This window comes from Desulfobacula sp. (assembly GCF_021107415.1).
The window spans coordinates 1-19818 of the sequence record NZ_JAIOSW010000338.1 but is presented as its reverse complement, the minus strand read 5'-3'; the positions used below and the strand labels follow the sequence as shown (position 1 = coordinate 19818).

At 36.7% G+C, this 19818-nt stretch carries 14 protein-coding genes and 2 pseudogenes; 15 read left to right on the top strand and 1 reads right to left on the bottom strand.

What is annotated here, in order from left to right:
• The coding region (locus tag K8S13_RS17140; RefSeq protein WP_291464392.1) for a CBS domain-containing protein at positions 1-1372 on the bottom strand (1372 nt) is incomplete at its 3' end.
• Between the two features lie 134 nt (positions 1373-1506).
• Here K8S13_RS17140 and K8S13_RS17135 point away from each other — a divergent pair.
• From K8S13_RS17135 to aroA, 15 genes and pseudogenes are all read left to right on the top strand, one after another.
• Positions 1507-2718, top strand: a complete 1212-nt coding sequence (locus K8S13_RS17135) for a type II secretion system F family protein (RefSeq protein ID WP_291464391.1) — start codon at positions 1507-1509, stop codon at positions 2716-2718.
• Positions 2719-2722: 4 nt separating this feature from the next.
• Positions 2723-4027, top strand: coding sequence for an ATP-binding protein (locus tag K8S13_RS17130; RefSeq protein WP_291464389.1), 1305 nt, complete (start codon positions 2723-2725; stop codon positions 4025-4027).
• A gap of 105 nt (positions 4028-4132) precedes the next feature.
• Positions 4133-5611: a lysine--tRNA ligase gene (gene lysS / locus K8S13_RS17125; RefSeq protein ID WP_291464387.1), complete on the top strand. Its 1479-nt coding sequence runs from the start codon at positions 4133-4135 to the stop codon at positions 5609-5611.
• Between the two features lie 4 nt (positions 5612-5615).
• Entirely contained in the window at positions 5616-6839 is a 1224-nt protein-coding gene (locus K8S13_RS17120; protein ID WP_291464385.1) for a lipoprotein-releasing ABC transporter permease subunit, read from the top strand.
• Complete coding sequence (locus tag K8S13_RS17115; RefSeq protein WP_291464383.1) at positions 6832-7518, top strand: ABC transporter ATP-binding protein; 687 nt, start codon at positions 6832-6834, stop codon at positions 7516-7518. The genes K8S13_RS17120 and K8S13_RS17115 overlap by 8 nt, the downstream gene beginning before the upstream one ends.
• A 28-nt stretch (positions 7519-7546) precedes the next feature.
• Positions 7547-10186, top strand: a pseudogene (gene bamA / locus K8S13_RS17110) (outer membrane protein assembly factor BamA).
• A gap of 23 nt (positions 10187-10209) precedes the next feature.
• A complete protein-coding gene (locus K8S13_RS17105; RefSeq protein ID WP_291464381.1) occupies positions 10210-10740 on the top strand; it encodes an OmpH family outer membrane protein in 531 nt (176 codons plus the stop codon).
• A gap of 8 nt (positions 10741-10748) precedes the next feature.
• Positions 10749-11792, top strand: coding sequence for a UDP-3-O-(3-hydroxymyristoyl)glucosamine N-acyltransferase (lpxD, locus tag K8S13_RS17100; protein WP_291464379.1), 1044 nt, complete (start codon positions 10749-10751; stop codon positions 11790-11792).
• Between the two features lie 11 nt (positions 11793-11803).
• Entirely contained in the window at positions 11804-12580 is a 777-nt protein-coding gene (gene lpxA, locus K8S13_RS17095; protein ID WP_291464378.1) for an acyl-ACP--UDP-N-acetylglucosamine O-acyltransferase, read from the top strand.
• Between the two features lie 21 nt (positions 12581-12601).
• Entirely contained in the window at positions 12602-13420 is an 819-nt protein-coding gene (locus K8S13_RS17090; protein WP_291464377.1) for an LpxI family protein, read from the top strand.
• Positions 13421-13452: 32 nt separating this feature from the next.
• Positions 13453-14619 carry a lipid-A-disaccharide synthase gene (gene lpxB, locus K8S13_RS17085; protein ID WP_291464375.1) on the top strand — a complete coding sequence of 389 codons (1167 nt, stop codon included), beginning with the start codon at positions 13453-13455 and terminating at the stop codon, positions 14617-14619.
• A 98-nt stretch (positions 14620-14717) separates the two neighbouring features.
• Positions 14718-15947, top strand: coding sequence for a hemolysin family protein (locus tag K8S13_RS17080; RefSeq protein ID WP_291464373.1), 1230 nt, complete (start codon positions 14718-14720; stop codon positions 15945-15947).
• 779 nt (positions 15948-16726) lie between these two features.
• Positions 16727-17830 (top strand): prephenate dehydratase, encoded by a 1104-nt coding sequence (pheA, locus tag K8S13_RS17075; RefSeq protein WP_291464371.1) that lies wholly within the window; start codon positions 16727-16729, stop codon positions 17828-17830.
• On the top strand, positions 17827-18642 hold the full coding sequence (locus tag K8S13_RS17070; protein WP_291464370.1) for a shikimate dehydrogenase: 816 nt from the start codon (positions 17827-17829) through the stop codon (positions 18640-18642). Before pheA ends, K8S13_RS17070 begins: the two co-directional genes overlap by 4 nt.
• Positions 18643-18717: 75 nt before the next feature.
• Positions 18718-19818 (top strand): annotated as a pseudogene (gene aroA / locus K8S13_RS17065) (3-phosphoshikimate 1-carboxyvinyltransferase); the annotation flags it as partial.

Here is a 19818-nt window from a genome sequence, read left to right as displayed (position 1 = left end):
CATTTCTTTTAAACTCCGGTTCTGTTTCATTTTTTTTGAGTGCTTTGTTATGCTGCACTAAATAATTCAACAGATCTGTACGGGTAATAACGCCTTTAATCCACCCATTGTCAATAACAGGTAGAATTCTGTGCTTTCCTTCAATAATAATATTTTCAATTTGGGAGATGTCAGCGTCAGAAGAAATATAGCTGATCTCAGAATTCATGTATTCTTTCACCGGAAGTTGGGACAGCTTGTGATGGTGTGTTTTTTCTATAACCTGCCGAGTAATATATCCTTCATAGGAATTCTTTTTTTTATCAACAACCAATAATGTATTGATATTATATCGTGTCATCATATTGCCGGCTGTTTTACAAGTAACATGGGGCTCAATGGTGATAGCAGGTGAGGTCATCAGATTTTTTGCTATCTGAATACTCTTTACGTCTTTTTGAAGCTGTTCAATAAGCATCATCTCAACCTGAGCCAGGGTATGATTGTCAACCTTTGCAGAAGCAGCATAAGAATGGCCGCCGCCGCCGAATTTTGAAAGTATCTTGCCAACATCAACCTCGGGTATCCTGTTTCTTGCAATGATATTAATTTTATTATCCATTAAAATGATGGCAAAAAAGACATCAAGGCTTTCCATTCTGACAACTTTTTGAACAATTGTTGCCAGATCCGTAATGTATGAAGGAGAAGAAATGACAGACATATGAATATTAACCCCATTTATTTTATGGGTGGTCATTTCATTTAACAATTCATTCAACCACGTAATCTGTTCGGATTTAATTTCCTTAACCACAAAACTGACTATGGTATTTAAATTAGCACCACAGGACAAAAGAAAGGCTGCCTGTTCAAAATCTTCCTTTGTAGTGGAGGAATATGTAAATGACCCTGTATCTTCATATATTCCCAAGGCCATAATGGTGGCTTCTTCGGGGTTGGGAAAAATCTTTTTTTCCTGTAACAATGTCGTTAATATGGTTGTTGTTGCACCGGTTTGCCTGATAATTTCAAAAGAACCTGTTACATCGCCCTCCATGGCCGGATGATGATCATAGATATCTATTTTAATATTTTTTTTGTTGAGTAATTCAGATACCTGAGTCAATCTGCTTTTTTGTCTGGTGTCAACAATCACAAGTTTCGATGTTTGTGAAAAGTCTATGGAATCAGGGTCTGCCATGTTAAACAGGTAACTTGTGGAACTGATAAAAAAGTCCCGTAAATTTTTTTCCTGTGACCCGGGGAAAATAATAACCGAACCAGGGTATAATTTTTGAGCTGCCAGCATTGATGCGACGGCATCAAAATCTGCATTAATATGACTGGTAATAATCGTTTCTGCTTTAATGGTTTTATTTCTTTTAGTCAAAAAATAACTCCTGTTGTAATCAATTGATAAAATTTATATAGTATATCTGTTTGGATTTTACAATTGATCTGATTTTGGTATACTTAAATTATATAAAAGTTACCTTGGTTTGATAAATTACGAGAAGGATTAATATGCCCACTATTTATGAATGGAAGGGGAAAAATCCCAAAGGAAGAAAAGTCAAAGGTGAAATGGAGGCAGAGTCTCCTGATCAGGTAAAACATAGTCTCCAACGACGAAAAATTACCCCGACTAAAGTCAAAAAAAAACCAAAAGATATTTTTGAAAAAATAAAATTCCTCCAGCCTAAAGTCAAAGACAGTGAGGTTATTATATTTTCAAGACAGTTTTCCACAATGATTGATGCGGGGTTGCCGCTTCTTCAATGCCTTGATATTCTTCAATCACAACAGGAAAATCCGACCTTTAAAAAGAATTTAAAAAAAATCAAAGAATCTGTTGAATCCGGTGAAACTTTTGCAGATGCTTTGAAAAAATTTCCAAAAGTGTTTAATGAGTTGTTCATCAATATGGTTGCAGCCGGAGAGGCAGGTGGTATCCTCGATATCATCTTAAAACGGCTGTCTGCATATATGGAAAAAATGGCCAAGCTGAAGCGACAGGTAAAGGGTGCCATGACCTATCCGATTATTACCCTTATTGTTGCGGCCATTGTCGTATCCGTTATACTTGTTTTCGTTATACCTGTTTTCTCAGAAATGTTTGCCGACTTTGGAGCAACCTTACCAACACCGACATTAATTGTAATCGCTCTAAGTGAATTTGCCATTCGCAATATCGGATATATAATCGGAGGGATAATCGTAGTCTCGTTTCTTACCAAACGAACCTATGCCTCCCAAAAAGGTCGTATTTTCATGGACGACATGTTTTTAAGACTGCCTGTTATCGGTATCCTCATCAGGAAAGTAGCTGTTGCGAAATTTACAAGAACCACCAGCACAATGCTCTCAAGTGGTGTATCAATTCTTGAAGTCCTTGATATTGTAGCGAAAACATCTGGAAATAAAATTATCGAATTTGCTATTCAGGATGTTAAAACCGGCATTGCAGAAGGACGGTCAATGGCAGATCCATTGCTTGAAAGCGGTGTTTTCCCTTCCATGGTATGCTCAATGATAGCAGTTGGAGAATCAACCGGTGCGCTGGATACAATGATGGAAAAAATTGCTGATTTTTATGATGATGAAGTGGACCAGTCCGTTAAAAACCTGACGGATATGATAGAGCCCTTTATGCTTGTTTTTCTCGGTGTGCTTGTTGGCGGACTTGTAATTTCAATGTATCTGCCGATTTTTACAATGGCGGGTGCCATTCAATAAATACATGAAAAACAATCATTTTCACGACAACACGGATTTTTCAATTCAAATCAAATGGATTGTTCTGTCAAGGGTTGTTTTTGCCACCATTCTGATTGTATCCTGCCTTATTTTTTCTTCCGGGGAAAACCTTTCCTTTTTTTCACAGCCATTTTTATCCTTATATAATATTGCTGCATGTATTTTGATCTTTTCAATTATTTATTTGATCTGGCTCAATAAATTTAAAAAAGAGAAAGTTCTGGCATATTTACAAACCATTGTAGATACATTTATTGTAACCGCCATTATTTTTGTTACGGGCAGTTATGACAGTATGTTTACTTTTCTTTACCTGGTTGTCATTATTTATACTTCCATGCTGTTGCTTCAAAAGGGCAGCTTAATCATTGCCACAATTTCATGTATTCAATATGGCATTTTGATTGAGTTGGAATACTATAAAGTTATCACACCTTTTTTGGATAAATTTTATCTCGCAAATTCGATTGATGAGAGTCATATTATTTACAGGATCATTATTGTCATTGTGGCCTGTTTTGCTGTAGCAATCCTCAGCGGTATTCTGGCGCTTCAGACAAAAGGCGCTAAACAGGACTTAAAAATTATCCAGGAACACTTGAAACGGGTCGAAAAAATGGCTGCCATGGATGAAATGATCTCGGGCATAGCACATGAAATTAAAAATCCGTTAGCTTCCTTATCCGGTTCGATTCAACTGCTCAGGGAAGATACAAAATCAGGTTCTTATGAAGATAAGCTAATGCAGATTATTTTACGGGAAACAGATCGTCTTAAAAATATTGTTAATGATATCAGACTTTTTGCAAAACCTCATACAAATAATGCAGTTGAAATAAAATTGACTGATGCCATTGAAGAAACAATTGAGCTTTTTTTAAATGACCCTGAATGGAATAAAAAAATCAGCCTCAGTACAAATATGAATAAAAATATTTGTGTGTTCATGGATCCTTCGCATTTCAGTCAAATCCTATGGAATTTATTGAAAAATGCAGCTCAATCCATAGAGGGTCACGGAGAGATCAAAATCCAACTTAGATCAGCAAGAAATAACCGCATTTATATAACCGTTGAAGACACTGGTATTGGGATTAGTCAGAAAGATTCCAGTCATATTTTTGATCCCTTCTATACAACCAAACCCGAAGGGACCGGCCTTGGCCTTTCAATTATTCATAGATTGATTGATACTTATAACGGTATGATTGATTTTGAATCCACCCCTGGGAAGGGGTCGGTTTTTAAAGTTCTTTTAAATTCTACCCCATCAAAAGGCAACAAATAACAAAATCTTGACATTTTCATGTTAACTAGGCTATTTATTCATGTTTTATCAAAATGAAAATAAAACAATCTGCAAGATGCAGTAAGAATATGAAGGTAAATATTTATGGACAAAGAAAGCAAGCTGATACAATTTAGAAAAGAAAAAATAGATGGGTTGAAAGATATGGGGGTTAACCTTTATCCCAATGATTTTAAACCATCATGCTCTATAAAAGAACTTAAAAAAATCATTGAAAATAACCCTGATTCTTTAGGGGAAAAAGGTGATGAGTTCTCTATGGCAGGAAGAATGATGGCTATTAATAAAATGGGAAAATCATCTTTTATACGCTTTAAAGAAGGTTCTGATCAACTTCAGGTATATATACAAAAAAATGGAGTGGGCGATGAAACTTATTCTCTGTTTAAAAAGCTTGATATCGGTGATTTTATAGGGGTTAAAGGGCCATTGTTTCAAACAAGAACCGGTGAGTGGACACTTTTAGCAAAAGAATTCAGACTCTTATCAAAGGCAGTAAGACCACTTCCTGAAAAATTTCACGGGATAAAAGATCCTGAAAAACGATATCGCCAGCGTTATCTTGATCTTATAATGAACGAGAATACAAGGCAGATTTTTATAAAAAGAAGTAAAATAATCGCTTCCATGAGACGTTTTTTCGAAGAAAACGGATTCATGGAAGTTGAAACACCCATGATGCAGCCTCTAGCCGGAGGCGCGGAAGCAACTCCTTTTAAAACCTGGCACAACGCCCTTGGAATGGAGCTGTTTTTAAGAATTGCACCGGAATTATACCTGAAAAGACTGGTGGTGGGTGGGTTTGAAAAAGTGTTTGAAATTAACCGAAATTTCAGAAATGAGGGGGTTTCAACCCGACACAATCCTGAATTTACAATGGTTGAATTTTACCAGGCCTATGCTGACTATGAAGATCTTATGGATTTAACCGAGGAGATGTTTGAATCCATAGCAAAAGAGATTTTGGGGTCAACAACACTCCAATACCAGGGCCAGGCCATTGATTTGAAAAAAGGGTGGCTGCGTATTCCCATGATAGAATCTCTTACGACAATTGGTGGAATTGATCCTCTAATATTAGATAATACTGAATCCCTGCTTAATTTTGCACAGGAAAAAAATATACAGATTACTAAAAAAGACCGTCACGGCAAAATTTTAACCAAACTTTTTGATATTCTGGTTGAACCCAGGTTAATCCAGCCTACATTTATTACCGGCTATCCTGTGGAAGTATCTCCTTTATCCAGAAAAAGCGATGACAATCCGGAATTTACCGACCGGTTTGAATTATTTATTGCCGGCAGGGAAATTGCCAATGGATTTTCTGAAATCAATGACCCTGAAGATCAGAACAATCGTTTTTTAATGCAGGTCAGACAAAGAGATGAAGGAAATTCAGAAGCCCATATCATGGATTCCGAATATGTAAAGGCTCTTGAATACGGAATGCCGCCAACAGCAGGTGAAGGCATTGGAATCGACAGACTTGTGATGCTGCTGACTGATTCTCCGTCCATTAGGGAGGTTATTCTTTTCCCCCATATGAAAAAGAATGACTGATTAGATGGCCCTTGAATTATTTATAGCCGGTAAATACCTTAAGGCAAAGAGAAAAGAAGGATTTATTTCATTGATTACCTTTCTTTCAGTGGCAGGTGTTACCGTCGGTGTAATGGCTCTTGTAGTGGTAATTGCCGTCATGAGCGGTGCTGAAACTGATTTTCGCAAAAGAATTCTTGGGCTTGAACCCCATATACTTGTTATGAATTACTCAGGCAAATTTGACAACTATTCTCACATCTTATCTGATCTTGATAAAAGGGAACAAATTAAAGGTGCCTCACCGATATTATTTGCACAGGCTATGATTCGGTCACAGCAATCTTTTTCCGGTGTTATGGTTCGGGGAATTGATCCTGAGAAAGGGTTCAGCCTTGTTAAAGGATTCAATTCCGAACAATTAAAAAAAGTGCTTAATAAAGGAACAAGCAATGGTGATCTTCCCGGAATTATTTTAGGCCAGGAACTTGCAAATTCTGTTAGAGTGATAAAGGGAGACAAAGTTATTCTCATGTCACCCAATGGATTTATTTCTCCCATGGGTCATATCCCTTCAATGAAGCGGTTTGTTGTAACAGATACATTTGATTCGGGCATGTATGAATATGACAGTGTGCTCGCCTATGTCCATTTAAAGGAAGCCCAACGACTTTCCAATGTCAAAAATAAAATTTCTGCCATTGGAATCTGGATTGAGGATGTGTTTAATGTTAAACCGGTTAAAGATAACCTTTCAGACATATTAAGCTATCCATTTTATTTGCGTGACTGGATGGACATCAATAAAAGCCTTTTTGCTGCATTAAAACTTGAAAAAACGGCCATGTTTATCATTTTGACTCTGATCATACTTGTTGCCGCGTTTAATATTGCCAGTGCGTTAATCATGATGGTGATGGAAAAAACCAAGGATATTGCAGTGTTAAAAGCAATGGGAGCAACCAACAAGGCCATTAGAAGAATATTTATTCTTAAAGGTATGATTATTGGTCTTTTGGGTACATTTATCGGTACCATTTCAGGTGTAGCCATTTGTTTTATTCTAAAGAGATATGATTTTATCCAATTACCGGATGCTTATCCATTTTCGACTCTTCCTGTGCAACTTGAATATTTTGATGTTTTGATCATAGCTGTCAGTGCTATTATTATTTGTTTTTTTTCAACTTTGTATCCTTCATATAAGGCTTCAAAAATGGATCCGGTTGAGGCATTAAGATATGGATAATTCACACCCGTTGATGTCGCTTCAATCTGTTTCAAAAAGTTTTTATTTAAAAACATCAAAAATTGAAATTTTAAATAAGGCATCTTTTAATATCTATAAAAGCGAAACCATTGCTGTCATTGGCTCATCCGGTATTGGCAAATCGACTTTGCTTCATTTGATCGGGACACTTGACAAGCCGGATTCAGGAAAAATTTTTTTCCTGAAAGATGATTTATCCCAGTATAAGGATGAGAAGCTTGCCCATTTTAGAAATTTAAAGATTGGTTTTGTATTCCAGTTTCATTATTTACTTCAAGGTTTTTCAGCATTAGAAAATGTTATGATGCCGGGATTAATTGCTCATAAAAATAAAAAAACTATTGAAAGAACCAGCTTAAATATGCTTGAAAGAGTAGGGCTTTCGTTAAGACTTTCTCATCGGGTTGAAGATCTCTCGGGAGGGGAACAGCAACGGGTGGCTCTGGCAAGAGCTTTGGTCATGGAACCGGATATACTTCTGGCAGACGAGCCAACGGGGAATCTTGATCGAAAAAACAGTAAAAGTGTACATGCATTAATTGATGAATTGAACAAAGAGCTTGGCATGACAGTTATTGTGGTTACCCATAATAATGAATTCGCTCGAATGATGAAAAGAAACGTTACAATATTGGATGGGGAAATCATTCCTGTTTAATCTGGTTATGTGAATTAGGGATAATATTATGAATAAATCTATTTTAAGAAGAGCTTCCATATGTATTATTTTATTAAATTTATTGTTCACTGTTGATCTGTTTGCCCAGACCGATATTAAGGTGGCTATCATCCCTTTTTCCCTTGATGCTAAGCAAGTCAATCATCAGGTAAAAAATAAAATTCCTTTGATGATTTCTGAAAAGCTTGAACAAGAAGGTGCTAAAGTAATTCTATTAGAAATTCAAGAAAATATTGCGGAGTGGGATTTTTCCCAGTTTAGAACGTATGGGATAAAATTAGGTGTTGACTATATTTTGACCGGATCGGTTTTTATAGCAGGAGAAAGTATCAGTATAGATTCAAGACTTATGAATATTTATGAAAAAGAAAATTTCACTTCCTTTTATGCAGATGCAAATAATTTTGAAACCCTTTTTTCGACTATTTCCCAACTTAGTAAAGAAATAATTGGAGAACTCTTCCATGAAAAAATTATTACAGATATTGCAATTACTGGAAATAAAAGAGTTGAAACTGATGCAATCATAAGGATTATCGACACTCACATTGGCGATATCATAAAATCTGACAATATTTCCAAGGACCTTAGAAAAATTTATGAGATGGGCTACTTTGACAATGTCATTGTTAAAAAAGAAGCCCTTGATAATGGAGTTAAAGTAATTTTTGAAATCGCTGAAAAATCAACTGTCCGGATAGTCAAATTTAAAAAAAATACTATTTATGAAGACGAAGAACTTGCAGATATTGTTAATACAAGAACCGGTACAATTTTAAATGTTCATAAACTCAACTCTGATGTTAATCGAATGCGTTTAATGTATACTGAAAAAAATTATCATAATTGTTCGGTAACATATGAAATAATTTCCCTTGACCATTCCCAGGCAGATATTGTTTTTAATATTGAAGAAGGAGAGAAAATCAGGGTTGAAAAAATTACTTTTGAAGGCAACAAATACTTTTCCGACAAACAAATCAAAAAGGCCATGGAAACTTCAGAAAAAGGGTTTTTCTCTTTTTTTACCTCTTCGGGAGATCTCAATGAGATTGAAGTAAAAAACGATGTGATAAGAATTGAATCTTTATATAAAAACAACGGTTTTATTGATACAAAAGTATCTGATCCTATTATTGATATCGGTGAAAAATTAATTTCAATTCGTTTTAAAATCGATGAGGGTGCTCAGTATAAAATTAAAAAAATTAATATAACCGGTGATCTGATTTTTCCCAAAGAAGAAATTTTTGAAATTATTCAATCCAAAGAAGCAGAACTGTACAATAGAGAAGATATCAGAAAGGATATTCTTTCTATTTCTGATATTTATTCTAACAAGGGGTTTGCCAATGTTAATATCACTCCCCTGGTTAATAAAAGCGATACGAAAAAAATGATGGACATCACATATTCAATAGACAAGGGTGAGCCTGTTTATTTTAAAAGAATCAATATCAGCGGTAATTTAAAAACCCGTGACAAAGTCATCAGAAGAGAAATTAAAATTGTTGAACAGGATCTCTATAGCAAGGAAAATATCCAAAAAAGTTTTAAAAATTTAAACCGATTGGATTATTTTGCCCAGATTGATGTCAGGCCGGTTAAAATATCCCATGAAAATGAAATGGATATAGATATAAGGATTGTTGAAAAACAAACAGGTACCTTTTCCATTGGAGGTGGCTTCAGCAGCTATGATGGTGGGTTTGTATCGGGCATGGTTCAGGAAAGAAACCTGTTTGGAAAGGGACAAACCATAAAGCTTGAAGCCAAATTATCTAAAGAGTCCATTCTCTATCAAATTAGTTTTTTTGAGCCTTATATTATGGATACAGCTGTTTCCGGCGGGATTCGACTCTATAAAGAAGATCAAGAGTATGATTTTTATGACAAAGAAGCTCTTGGAATAACATTAAATTTAGGATACAGGCTTTTCGACTATACTGGAATTGGTATTATTTATAATATTGAAGATTTTGATATAACGAATGTTCAATCCACCTATACTAACATGACACCCGGTTCTTTTCTGACAAGCAGCATAAAACCTTATATACAATATGATTCCAGGGATGATCTTTTTTTGCCAACACAAGGAGCCAAGCATAAAATTTCAATAGAATATGCCGGAGAACTTTTAGGCGGGGATATTGATTACACGAAATATCTTGTTGAAACAGGAATATTTTTTCCTCTATTCTGTAAATTTACCGGTGCCTTGCATGCATAAGCAGGATACCTGGATGATCGAAGCAGCAATGATATTGACATTGATTATATCAGGTTTTATCTGGGAGGTATGAATTCAGTCAGAGGATTTGATAAAAATGATATCAGCGGCAAGCGTACAGGAGATATTAAAGACAGGGGTGGTGAAAAGTATGTTCAATTCAATGCAGAAGTAACTTTTCCCTTAACAGAAAAATATAAGCTTGCCGGTGTTTTCTTTTATGACCGCGGTGATGTATACAGGACCAGTGAGGATATTAATCTTGGTGATCAATTCTCAAGTTATGGTACCGGTGTAAGATGGAACTCGCCTATAGGACCCTTAAGGGTTGAATATGCCTGGGTTATTGATGGTAAAAACATAAAAAAGAGTGGCGACGGAAAATTTGAGTTTTCTGTTGGTGCTTCTTTTTAAATTTTATAATTTTGGAGGTTTAAATGAAAAAAATAATTTTAATTTTGTCCACATTCTTTTTTTTGGGAATCATTCCCCAAGGTTTTTGCGCAGATGTAGCAAAAATTGGAGTGATTAATTTTCAAAAAATTTTGAAAGAATCCAGTGCTGGAAAAATGACACAAAAACAGATCACCGAGAAAGGTAATGAGTTTCAAAAAAAATTAAAAACGGAAAAAGTTTTACTGGATGAAATGAAAAAAGCCTTTGAAAGAGAAGCGCTTGTTTTGAGTCCTGAAAAACAGCAGGAAAAACAGCGAGAGTTCAGGATCCGGGTGAATGACTTTAAAAAAATGCAAGAAACTTTTTCCAGAGAATTTAAACAATTAGAGGTTAAACTTTTAAATAAAATTCAAATAGCTGTTTTTGAGATTGCAAATGAAATTGGAAAAGAAGAAGGCTATATGCTGATACTCGAGAAAAAGGCGGCTGGTGTAGTTTATCATCCAGGCCAACTCGATATTACGGATCAAATCATTAAAAAATACAACATAAAAGTTTCTAAGACCAACTAAAATTTTTTATGAAACTATCTGTAAATGAGATTGCAAAAATTATCCAGGCCGAAATCATTGGTGATCCTTTGTTTATAATTAATAGTGTTTCCTCTTTTGAAGATTCGGATTCCCATGATATTACTTTTGCATATGATGCAAAATATTTAGCCGATCTTCAACAAACAAAGGCTGGTGCGGTTATAATTCCTGATACCTATATGTTTGATAATGATCATTGCAGGGATATCATTTTATTAAAAACCAATAATCCTAAAGTATCATTTTTTAAATTAGTATCAATATTTCATCCCGAAAAAAAAACAAAGCCCGGTATCCACCCTAGTGCAGATATTGGACATCATGTTAAATTTGGAAAAGATCCCATTATTGGATCAAATGTATTTATGGGTGACCATGTCCAAATCGGAGACAATGTCCATCTTATGCCGGGTGTCTATCTTGGGGATGATGTCTCCATAGGCGATAATACTGTTGTCAAACCAAACGTTACTATAATGGAAAAGACCCGGATTGGCAAAGATGTTATTATTCATTCCGGAACTGTCATTGGCTCTGATGGGTTTGGTTTTGTTCAGAATTTTGATAAGCATGAAAAGATTATACACACCGGATATGTTCACATCGGAGATCATGTTGAAATCGGTGCGTGTAATACCATCGACCGGGGAACACTGGGTATGACTGTCATCGGAAACGGTGTTAAAACAGACAACCTTGTTCATATTGCACACAATGTCAAAATTGGAGAAAATACTTTGATTGTTGCCCAGGTCGGGATCGCAGGAAGTACTAAAGTCGGAAAAAATGTTATCATAGCCGGTAAAGCTGGTATAACAGGGCATATAAAAATTGGTGACGGTTCTATTGTCGGCCCCTATGCAGGTGTTCACAGTGATGTTTCTGAAAATGAAATTGTATCGGGTATTCCCCATATGCCACATGGTCGTTGGCGTAAGGTAGTCAGCATTATATCCCGGTTACCGGAAATGAGAAAAAAACTTTTTTCTTTTGAAAAAAGATTGAAAGATATAGAAAATAAGAATGAATAAATGGAGTAAAAATGATTCAGATTCATCCCACAGCAATTATTGATCCTTTAGCTGAAATAGACACCAATGTTACTATAGGTCCTTATGCCATTGTTCAATCTGATGTCTGCATCGGTTCCGGTACCACTATTGGTCCCTATACCACCATTGAACGATATGTGACCATAGGAGCCGATTGCCAGATTTCCCAATATGCCGCTGTTGGTGGTGTACCTCAGGATTTAAAATTTGATGGTGAAAAAACATATTTAAGAATTGGCAGGGGTACAATTATCCGGGAATTTGTGACGATTAATAGAGGAACAGAATTTGGCGGCGGCATTACCGAGGTTGGGGAAGAAAACTATTTGATGGCCTATACACACATTGCCCATGATTGTAAAACAGGAAAACAGGTTATTCTCGCCAACAACTCCACTCTTGCCGGTCATATTGTACTCGGTGATAATGTCACAGTGGGTGGTTTGGTAGCCATCCATCAATTTGTTCAAATTGGGGATTTCGCCTATATCGGTGGGAAATCCGCCGTGGTAAAGGACATACCACCATATGTGATTGCAGCCGGAGATCGGGCAACTCTCCACGGGTTAAATAATGTGGGATTGAAACGGCATAAATTTCCGAAATCAACTCTTCAGCAACTTAAAAAAGCTTATAGAATTGTCTTTCGAATTGGATTAACGGTTAAGCAGGCATCCGAGCGTGTCAAAGCGCAAGTTGAACAAATCCCTGAAGTAAAAAATTTTATGAATTTTATTGTTGAATCCAACAGAGGTGTTACCAGGTAACCTGGAGATCACGCGAAAAAAATGAGAATAGGTCTTATAGCCGGTGGCGGACAATTCCCCGTTCTTTTTTCAAAAAAAGCGGTAAAGAAAGGGTATAAAGTCTTTGCTATTGGTTTTAACTCTGAAACAGATAAAATTCTTGAAAACCATGTTGAAGAACTAAAATGGATTTATCTGGGTCAGGTTTCTAAACTGATCAAATATTTTAAACAACACGATATTTCCGAAGCAGTTATGCTGGGAGGTATTAAAAAAACAAATATTTTCAAAGATATTCGTCCAGACTTTAAAGCGCTCTCCTTTATTGCCAAAACAGCCAGAACCCATGATGATTCTGTCTTAACTTCATTTGCTGATCTACTCTTAAAGGAAGGGATTAAGATTTTGCCATCTACATTTCTTCTTCCGGAATTAATCACCCCAAAAGGGTGCTGGACAAAAAGAAAGCCGGACAAAGCAGAAAAAAAAGATATTTTCACAGGATGGAAGATAGCAAAGGAAATCGGAAGACTGGATATCGGTCAATGTATTGTCATCAGCAATGGAACGGTTCTTGCCGTTGAAGCCATTGATGGGACGAATGCAACCATTAAAAGAGGCGCTCTTTTATCTCATCAGAATGGTGCAGTGGTGGTTAAAATTTCCAAACCCTCGCAGGACCTGAGGTTTGATCTTCCTTCTTCAGGCTGTGGGACCATTGAGAGGATGCATAAATCCGGGGCCACAATTCTTGTACTTGAAGCTGAAAAATCCCTTGCGTTTGACCGTGAGGAGATGATAATCCTTGCAAATAAATATAATATATCCATTACCGGGTTTACAGATGACGATATAACCTAAAGGTCACACGTAACCTAAAGGTCACAGGTAAAATGAATCTTCGCGGCAAATTCAGACACATTATGGTTCTTACCGGGGAACCATCCGGTGATTTTCATGCAGGGCATCTTGTCAGACAAATCAAACAATTAAACAACAATATTTATTTTTCAGGTATAGGTGGAGCCCATCTTGAACATCAGAATGTAGACCTTTTTTATCACATCTCAAAACTTTCCGCAATGGGCCTTACTGAAGTTCTCATGCAGTTTGGGCAGATTAAAAAAGCCTTTGATTTATTTAAGGAAAAACTTAGGGTTTTTCAACCGGATTTAATTGTTCTTGTGGATTACCCGGGATTTAATTTAAAAGCTGCCCAGTTTGCCAAAGATCATTACAAGATAAAAATTTTATATTATATTACACCAAAAGTGTGGGCCTGGAAAAAATCAAGGCTTAAGAAAATAAAGAAATATGTTGATCATGCAGCATTGATATTGCCTTTTGAAGAAAAAATTTATCAAAAAGCCGGTATTTGTGCAACTTATGTGGGCAATCCTCTGGTGGACGAGTATCCTGAAAATTTATCAAAGCCATTTCTTCGATCAAATCATTTATTGTCAAACCATAAAGATCCCGTAATCATCGGCTTGCTTCCAGGTTCCAGAAAAGCTGAGATAAATAATTTGTTTGAAATAATGATAAAAGCAGCTGGTCTTATTCATCAAAAAAACCGACAAGTTTCTTTTATTATTTCTCAAGCTTCTTCAATACATGAGGAGCACATAAAAGCAATTTTAAAAAAATCTAATAAGGGTGATTTATTTCAAATCCATGATGGGCCGGTTAAGGATATTTTTTTGAAATCAAATCTCGTTATTGCGGCTTCGGGTACCGTCACTTTAGAGGCGGCCCTTTGCTGTATCCCAACCATTATTACATATAAAATGTCCTCTGTTAGTTATCAAATAGCAAAACTGGTTGTTAAAATAAAATATGCCGGGCTGGCAAATTTAATTGTTAACAGGCAAGTTATGCCTGAACTCCTGCAAAATGATGCTACTCCTGACAAAATAAGTAAAAAAGCCTTATATATGCTGGATCATTTAGTTTATTTTGAAGACCAGTTACAAATGGTTAGAAAATTAATGGGAAAAAAAGGTGCATCAAAAAGGGTTGCCAATATTGCAATTAATATGCTGAGTGAACCACACCAGTGATAATAAATTTGACAAATCAACTTAAAAACTATTAGAGTGAATTCATACATAGATAACTTACAAACAAAGGATTATATACTGCTTTGATGGTTTTTGAATTGACGATACTTATTATATGCCTTTTTTTATCTGGCTTTTTTTCTTCCTCGGAAACCGCTCTTTTTTCAATTTCCAAAGTCAAGGCGCTTCATATTGCCAAAGACGGTTCCAAAACAGGACGTTTGATTTTGAAGATGAAAGAAGATTCCCATACACTTTTAACCACCATTCTGATTGGAAACAACCTTGTAAATATTGGTGCTTCCGCCATAGCCACATCCTTTGCTATTGTTTACTTTAAATCCAATGCTGTGGGTATTGCAACCGGTATCATGACCATGCTCATTCTCGTTTTTGGTGAAATTTTCCCTAAATCATTTGCCAATCATAATAATATTCTTGTTGCCAGGATTGTGATTTATCCACTCCTCTGGCTATCAAAATTATTTTTCCCTTTGATTTATATGTTGAGCTTTATACCCAAATTGCACGGAACAATTGATACTGCTCATGAAACTGTAACAGAAGATGAACTGATGACCATGGTTGAAGTGGTGGAAGAAGAAGGAGAAATCAAAGAAGAAGAAAAAGAATTTATTACCAATATTTTTGAATTTGACGATACCTCGTGCTCTGAAATCATGACCCCCAGGGCGGATATGTTTGTGATAGACGTATCACAGGATATGGATATTGAAAAAATTCTTGGAACCGGATTTTCCAGGATTCCGGTTATTGAGGACAGTATTGATAATATTATTGGAATTTTGCATGTAAAAGATTTATTTTCAAGTTATCAAAAAGCCTGCTCATCTGATTCTGATACACCATTGGATGTAAAACAAATCATGAAAAAACCATATTTTATTCCTGAATCCAAAAAGCTTGATTCTTTATTGCAGGATTTTAAGCAGAAAAAAAATCATATTGCCGTTATTGTGGATGAGCATGGTGGTGTATCCGGTATTGTTACCCTTGAAGACGTTGTTGAAGAAATCATTGGTGAAATCATTGATGAAACCGACAGACTGGTACCTGATATTGTAAAACTAAAAGGGAACAAATGGCTGGTTGCCGGGAAGATTGATATTGATGATCTAAATAAAGAAATTGAAATTGAAATTCCCGAATCAACCGCATATGATACTTTTTCAGGATTTTTTCTTGAACAGATTGGCCGAATTCCAAAGCCCGGGGAGTCAATCAGCAAAGATAATTGGATGGCCACTGTTAAAGATATGGATGGTAATAGGATAAAAAACTTTATTCTTAAGAAAGAAACATCTTAATTGTTTCAGTAAAAGGTTTAAACCCCCGCCTTGTAGGCGGGTAGCATTTTTAGATATCATGCGAAGGCTTAAAGGAAGGATGTCACGTAAGATATTTGAAGAGTGAAGGTTTATGGACAACCTTGATTTTCATGATATCTTTAGGGGGTATATTTTGTTTATTAAGAATAAAATTCTCATACTACTATTTTCAATTATTTTAGTTTCTTGCTCCGCAAAATACGATACCGAAGACATGTCGGGCAAGGTAGCAGCTATCGACCCGGCAGGCCAATACAAATCAATCATTAGCCATGATGATCAATTCGTTACATACGAAAATGGAGTCATACATGATATAAATTCGACTCTGGAATGGTATAGCGGAGATGTCACAAAACTTAGCCGCACGGGAACAAGATTATGGATTAGCAACTTAAACGCAGGAGGCGCGGGATGGAGGCTACCGACACGAGACGAACTATTTATCTTAAACAAAAGAGCAAGGAAAATTTGCAAAACGTTACGTTTAACCAGGGACTATTTTTGGATAAAAAACTACCGGATTTATAATTTAATCACACACATTGAGAGCTCACCACTGATCATCCGTCATAGGAGCTTTTTCCTCCAGCGGGGACGCAGAAGTGACGAGCCCAGTGCTCCCCGAGCACACATCATAGTAGTTAGGGACAGGAAATGATATCCGAAACTAACTGCAAGATTTGCCTAAGTTTGGGACATAACAGTTTTTATCACGTAGGGAGATCCTTGAGAAATAATTAGGGTATATAGCTGTGATGAATGAAAAACGATCTGAAAATGATTTAAGTGAGCTCAGGGATCAAATTGACACTATTGATGCAAATATTTTGAGTTTGATTAATCAGCGGCTTGATATCGGGAAAAAAGTCGGGGAAATTAAAAAGGAAACCGGAAGCCGGATCCTTGATCGATCACGGGAACGAAAAGTAATCGAAAGATTGTCAAAAATCAATCAAGGACCCTCGGATAAAGAATTATTAAGATATATTTTCAATGTCATCATTACAGCTACCCGGGAAATCCAAAAGCCGAAAACCATCTCTTTTCTTGGACCTGAAGCAAGCTATACGCATATTGCTGCTTTGAGCCATTTCAAACATTCAGGTAAATTTGTCGAACAGCCAAATTTATACGAAATTTTTAGAGAAGTGGAAAAGAAAGAAAGCCATTTCGGAGTGATTCCTGTTGAAAATTCAATAGAAGGTGCCGTGAATCACAGCCTTGATCTGTTTGTTGATTTTGATCTGAACATTTGTGCTGAACTTTATGAACCTGTTTCCCACGATTTGTTGTCTATAACAGGTGATCCTAAAGATGTTCAAAAAATTTATTCCCACCCCCAGGCGCTTGCCCAATGCAAAACATGGATTAAAAAGAAATTTGCCCAGGCTGACATATTCGAGACCAGCAGTACTTCCAAAGCTGCTGTTCTGGCATCTGGAGACAAAAGCATAGCTGCCATTGCGAGTAAACAGGCCGCTCATATTTATCAATTGCAGACTGTGGAATCAAAAATAGAAGATTATTCAGGTAATACCACACGATTTCTTATCATTGGTAAAGATATGCCGGAACAGACCGGAAATGATAAAACATCCATCATGTTTGCAACTTCCCATGTGCCGGGTGCTTTATTTAAAACACTTGAACCTGTGGACAGGGCAGGGCTGAATATGTTAAAACTTGAATCCAGGCCCACACGGCATCACAACTGGAATTATTTTTTTTTTCTTGATATCCAGGGACATCAACTGGACAAACTTGTTTCTCACACCATTGAAGAAATCAAAAAGGTTTCCCTGTCACTGAAAATACTTGGATCTTATCCGGTCTATGTTAAAGAGGAGCAGGAGGCATGATTGATACGGATACACACCTTTATTGCATTTTCGGGAACCCCATCAGACATTCCAAAAGCCCTGTAATTCACAATGCATGTTTTCAACAGTATCAAATTAATGCGATTTATCTTGCCTTTGAAATTGATGAGATTTCAAAGGGCATTGCGGCAATAAGAAGTTTAAACATCAAAGGAGCCTCTGTTACAATACCATTTAAAGAATCCATAATAAATCATCTTGACTGGATTGATGAAGATGCATTGAACATTGGTGCTGTTAACACGGTTGTGAACCAGGACGGAAAACTTTCAGGGTTTAATACGGACTATAAGGCTGCCATTGACCCCTTAAAGCCCTTTGGCCTTGCGAATAAACGTATCTGTATTATTGGTGCCGGCGGGGCAGCCCAGGCGGTTGCATATGGCATACACAGGGAAAAAGGTGATCTTGTCATTATCAACAGAAATAAAGAGAAAGGCAAGAACCTGGCTCTAAAGTATAAGGCTGATTTTATTCCAATGGATGAAGTTAATAAAATGGATAATATAAACGCAGATATTATTATCAACACCACATCCATTGGCATGTACCCTGATATTGAAAATTCGGCTTTTCCTTCTACCCACATGCACTCTAAGATGGTTGTTATGGATATTATTTATAATCCTTTAAAAACAAAACTGCTGTCTTACGCACTAAAAAAGGGGTGTACAACCATTGACGGCCTGTCCATGTTTATACATCAGGGCGCGGCGCAATTTAAAATCTGGACCGGCATATCTCCCGATATTAAACTCATGAGAAAAGCCTTAATAAAAGGAGACAATTGATTGAAACAGATTGATAGAAAAGAGATCAAAAATCAGGCTGTTGTGGTTCCGGGATCCAAAAGCATTTCCCATCGCATGGTGATTTGTGCATCCATTTCCAATGGAATATCAAATATTGAAAATCTTCTTGAAAGTAATGATATCCTTTTAACCATTGATGCACTTAAACATATGGGTGCAAACATAACCCGGGTTAAAGGCAATCCATACAGGGTTTCAGGCTTTGGTGGAAATCCTCAAAACTATGAAAAAGATATCTATCTGGGTAATTCAGGTACCTCCATGCGTCTTCTCGCCGGAATTGCAGCTCTTGGAAGCACCGGGTACACCCTGACAGGGGATAAGCGGTTGCGTGAACGTCCAATGAAAGAGTTGCTTGATGCATTAAGTCTTTTAGGGATCCAGGCAGGATCAAAAAGCAAAAAAGGCACACCGCCTGTTTATATACGAGGAAACAGCAGGGAAGGCGGAGCGGTTAAAATTGACTGTTCCAAAAGCAGCCAATATTTATCATCCCTTTTACTAATGGGTCCTTTGATGAAAACCGGGCTGGATATCAGCCTTGAAGGACCGGCTGTTTCCTCTCCCTATATTGATTTGACCCTTGATATTATGAAAAAATTTAAGGTTGAGGCTCATAAAATTAATACCACCCATTACAGAGTTCCGGGCCGGCAATCCTATATTCCCGGAGATTTCTTTGTGGAACCCGATCTTTCCAATGCCGGTTATTTCTGGGCTATTGGTGCGGTGACAAAAAAAATGATATTTGTTAAAAATATCACCCGGAATTCTTTACAGGGGGATTTAAAACGATGGGTTGCATTCTCAAGGTAGAAGACAACCAGATCGGTGTTTGCGGAGCTGCGCTTAAAGGAGTTGATGTGGATATGTCTGATACTCCGGATGCAGTTCCTGCCATTGCTGTTGTAGCCAGCTTTGCTAAAGGAAAAACCAGGATTACCAATATTAAACATTTGCGTGAAAAAGAGTGTGATCGGATTGATGCTGTCTCTTCACAACTTATGAAAATGGGTATAAAAGTAAAACAAGGAGAGGATTATCTTGAAATCACAGGCGGAAACCCAAAGGGCGCAAGAATAGAAACCTTTAATGATCATAGAATTGCCATGGCGTTTTCCATTCCAGGTCTTATGGTCCAGGGTATGGAAATTG